This window comes from Streptomyces sp. NPDC007162 (genome assembly GCF_040634175.1).
Classification (GTDB): domain Bacteria; phylum Actinomycetota; class Actinomycetes; order Streptomycetales; family Streptomycetaceae; genus Streptomyces.
Genome location: NZ_JBEYFC010000774.1, coordinates 1 through 3,131 on the forward strand (window position 1 = coordinate 1; position 3,131 = coordinate 3,131).

3 protein-coding genes are annotated in these 3,131 nt (G+C 68.1%); all 3 read right to left on the reverse strand.

Annotated elements, in window-relative coordinates; translation table 11 throughout:
• Window positions 1-806, reverse strand: an 806-nt coding sequence (locus ABZ646_RS43675; RefSeq protein WP_360532520.1) for a DUF3533 domain-containing protein, incomplete at its 3' end; no start/stop codon positions are given.
• Window positions 803-1,930 (reverse strand): 4Fe-4S binding protein, encoded by a 1,128-nt coding sequence (locus ABZ646_RS43680; RefSeq protein WP_360532523.1) that lies wholly within the window; start codon window positions 1,928-1,930, stop codon window positions 803-805. The genes ABZ646_RS43680 and ABZ646_RS43675, both read right to left, overlap by 4 nt.
• Before the next feature lie 236 nt (window positions 1,931-2,166).
• Entirely contained in the window at window positions 2,167-2,736 is a 570-nt protein-coding gene (locus ABZ646_RS43685) for a TetR/AcrR family transcriptional regulator (RefSeq protein WP_360532526.1), read from the reverse strand.
• Window positions 2,737-3,131: the final 395 nt, after the last annotated feature.

The following is a 3,131-nucleotide window of genomic DNA, read 5'->3' on the forward strand; positions in this document are numbered from 1 at the left end:
GCCATCCGGCCGACGCGCGCAACATGGCCGAACTCGCCAGCTGGCCCGAGGCGGTCTGGCGGGCCCATGTCGTTATGGGTGTAGCCGAGGGCGTGGTCCACCTGGCCGCTGATGACATTGGCGGAGAGCATGCCGACGACCACCAGGGTGAGCGCATAGTAGAACGCCGTGAGGCCCAGGCCGCTGTGCGAGTCGAGCGGATGGCCGTCCTCGACCGTGACGGCGGCCGGGTCGGCGAGCAGGACGCGTGCTGCGGCAGGCAGCTTCGCCTGCTGGGAGCCGGTCTGCGCGGTCAGTTGCCTGCCGAGCCGGAGCGAGGCGCTCTCGGCCGCCTGGGTCGTCGCCGTCCGGGCCAGGCCGGAGCCCAGGCTGCCGGCGGACTGGTTGGTCAGCACGGTCAGCGTCGGCCGAGCCGGGATCCCGGCGGGCGCGGTGGCGGTCAGCGCCATGGCGGAGGAGGTGAAGTCCGCAGGCACGACGAGCGCGCCGAACAGCTTGCCCTTGCCCAGTTCCTCCTTCATCTCCCGCTTGTCCATCACCTTCCAGTCGATCTTGTCCCCGCCGACGGTTGACGTCTTGATCGACTCGGTGATCCGAGCCCCGAGGTCGACCTGCTTGCCTCCGACAGAGGCCCCCTTGTCGGCATTGACCAGGCCGACCGGCAGCTCCTTCATGTGGCCGGCCGGGTCGATGTTCGCGCCGACGTAGAACACGGCGAACAGCAGCGCGAGCACGCCCGTGACGAGGCCGTTGGTAAGCCACAGCGGCTTGGCACGCAGGACACGGAAGGGGTGAATGCCACTCATGACGTAGGTGTCTCTCGATCGGGGAACGCGGATCGCTTCGCCGGAGGCTGCCAGCCGCCGGTGACTTCTTTGACGGGCTTGTGAGGGAAGCGGCGTCGGGCGTACTCCTGCGCGTGAGAGCCCGGCAGGACGTACAAGGTCTCCTGCTTCTCCTGGAGCGGCCGCAGCACGGTGTCCATGAACGTCTTGCGGTCGTCCAGGTACGGGCCGAGGACGTCCTCGCCGGCGGGGCAGACCGCGACGCAGTAACCGGACTTGTAGCCGGGCGGAGAGGACAGGCTCTGCCACATGGAGGCACTCTCGGAATCACTGACCCGGGAACGGTAGTCGGCGGCGTCCTCGCTGTCGGCCACGGTCTGCGCCCAGTCGGTGAACCCGCTCATGAACTCGCGGTAGTTGTGCGTGGTGCAGGCCAGACCGTCGAACTCGCCGTCCTTGTGGATGGCGCCGACCGGGCAGGCGGCGACGCACAACTTGCAGTCGATGCACGGGTTGTAGTCCAGCGCCTGCCCGTACTCGCTCACCTCGGCATCCACCAGGACCGTGACCAGCAGGACGAAGCTGCCGAACTTCGGGTGGATGACGTTGCGGTGCAGACCCATCACACCGAGCCCCGCGGCCACCGCCACTGTCTTGTGCGCCACCACCCAGATCCGCTCACGGGGGAAGCGGTCCATCTCCTGAGGGAAGCCGACCGACGGATTGAGCGCACGGTATCCGGCATCCTGCAGCGCCCGGGTGACCGTGCGGGCGGCGTGGTTGGCCTCTTCGTCGGTCTGGTGGAACTCCTGGTTGGCCACACTGCGCGCCGGGGAGCGGCAGTTGTCGCGGTTCATCCGGACCGCCATCGCGATCAGGGTGCGGGTGCCGGGCAGCGCGGACTGCGCGTACTCACGCTCACCGGCCAGGTCGGGGTGGTCCAGGCTGACGGCGGCGACGTCGTCCGCACCGGCCGCCAGACACAACTCTCGCAGCCACTCCGCCTCGATTACCGGTGGCGGGTCGACCGCGTCTCCGGTTGCGCGCCGGGTGAGTACGGCCTGCACCGACGGGTGGGCGGCCAGCTTCGCCGGAAGCCGCGGTTTCGCCGGCCGCCCCTCGGCGTCCTGCGCGGTGGTCGTCATCCGGCGCTCCTCGTGTCTCGTCGCGAGACCTGCCCCCACAACGGGAAACCGATCAGTTTCACCACCATAAACCGATCGGTTTCTAGGTGCAAGTCGAGGACGGACTCTCTTACCGCTCGGCGAAAGCCGACCAGGCAGGGCCCTGAAGGATCCGCACCGGTCGGGCATGTAGCCGGAGGCAGGCGGCACCGGCGACAGGCACCTCCGACACAGAGAGCATCCGTAAGCGTGGTACGTCAGCGCATGTCCGCCGCATCGAGCAGCGTGATCACCGTGGGGGCGACAAGCCCTGCCGCCGTGTCGGCCTTTATTCCCGCGCGAGCGCTCGCGCCGTCGAAGACCAGGCTGAGCTGCCGGGCCAGCAGGTCCGGGTCACTCGCCCCGCCCCGCTCGGCCTCGGCGCGAAAGAAGGCGGTCAGCGTCCCCTTGACCCGGCGGGCCACCCGGCTCGCGGGGTGACTCTGGTCCTTGAGCTCGATCTGCGCGGCGAGGTACCGGCAGCCCTGGAAGTCGGGCGCAGCCGCCTGCGATTCCGCCTGCTCGAAGACGTACAGGATCCGCTCACGAGGTGGACGGTTGTCGTCCGCTGCGGGAACGAGCGTCGCCACGTAGGAGGCGGCCTGCTCTTCCAGGCTCGCCGCCAGCAGTTCGTCTTTACTCTCGAACAGCTGGTACATGGAGCGCTTCGACACCCCCGCCGCCTTGCACAGCGCGTCGACGCCGATATTGACGCCGTCTCGGTAGGTGAGTGTGGCCGCCGCCTCCAGCAGTCTCCCTCGGGAGCTTGACTTCGCTTCAGTGGTCATGTTGCGAGGTTAACTCAATCCCGACCCATTGAAAACCGATCGGTTTACGACTCTTGCCGTGGTGATCTTCGACCGTGATCTGGCGCAGCGACTCGAACTCCACCAGGAAACGTCAGTAAAGGCCGGGCATGCGCCGCGATGGGGGCGACCGGACGTCGGCACCCCCATCACAGTCCCAGGCCCGGTACACCCGCCAGTCGCGTTCGGCGCACCCGGCATCGCTCGGCGCGGGCACATCAGCCTCGCGAATGCATCGCAGATGCCCCCACCGGCGGTGGTCGGTTGCTGACGACGGAGTGCGCCAGTAGAGGTGGGCGCCGGCTCAGAGATGCCCCTGCCTCCTTCCCTGATTGGCGCCTTGAGAGCACCAATCAGCACAGGGCATTTCTCACCAC

Coding starts and splice junctions, on each gene's coding strand:
- ABZ646_RS43680 (WP_360532523.1), bottom strand. CDS start 1,930: ATGACGACCACCGCGCAGGACGCCGAGGGGCGGCCGGCGAAACCGCGG.
- ABZ646_RS43685 (WP_360532526.1), bottom strand. CDS start 2,736: ATGACCACTGAAGCGAAGTCAAGCTCCCGAGGGAGACTGCTGGAGGCG.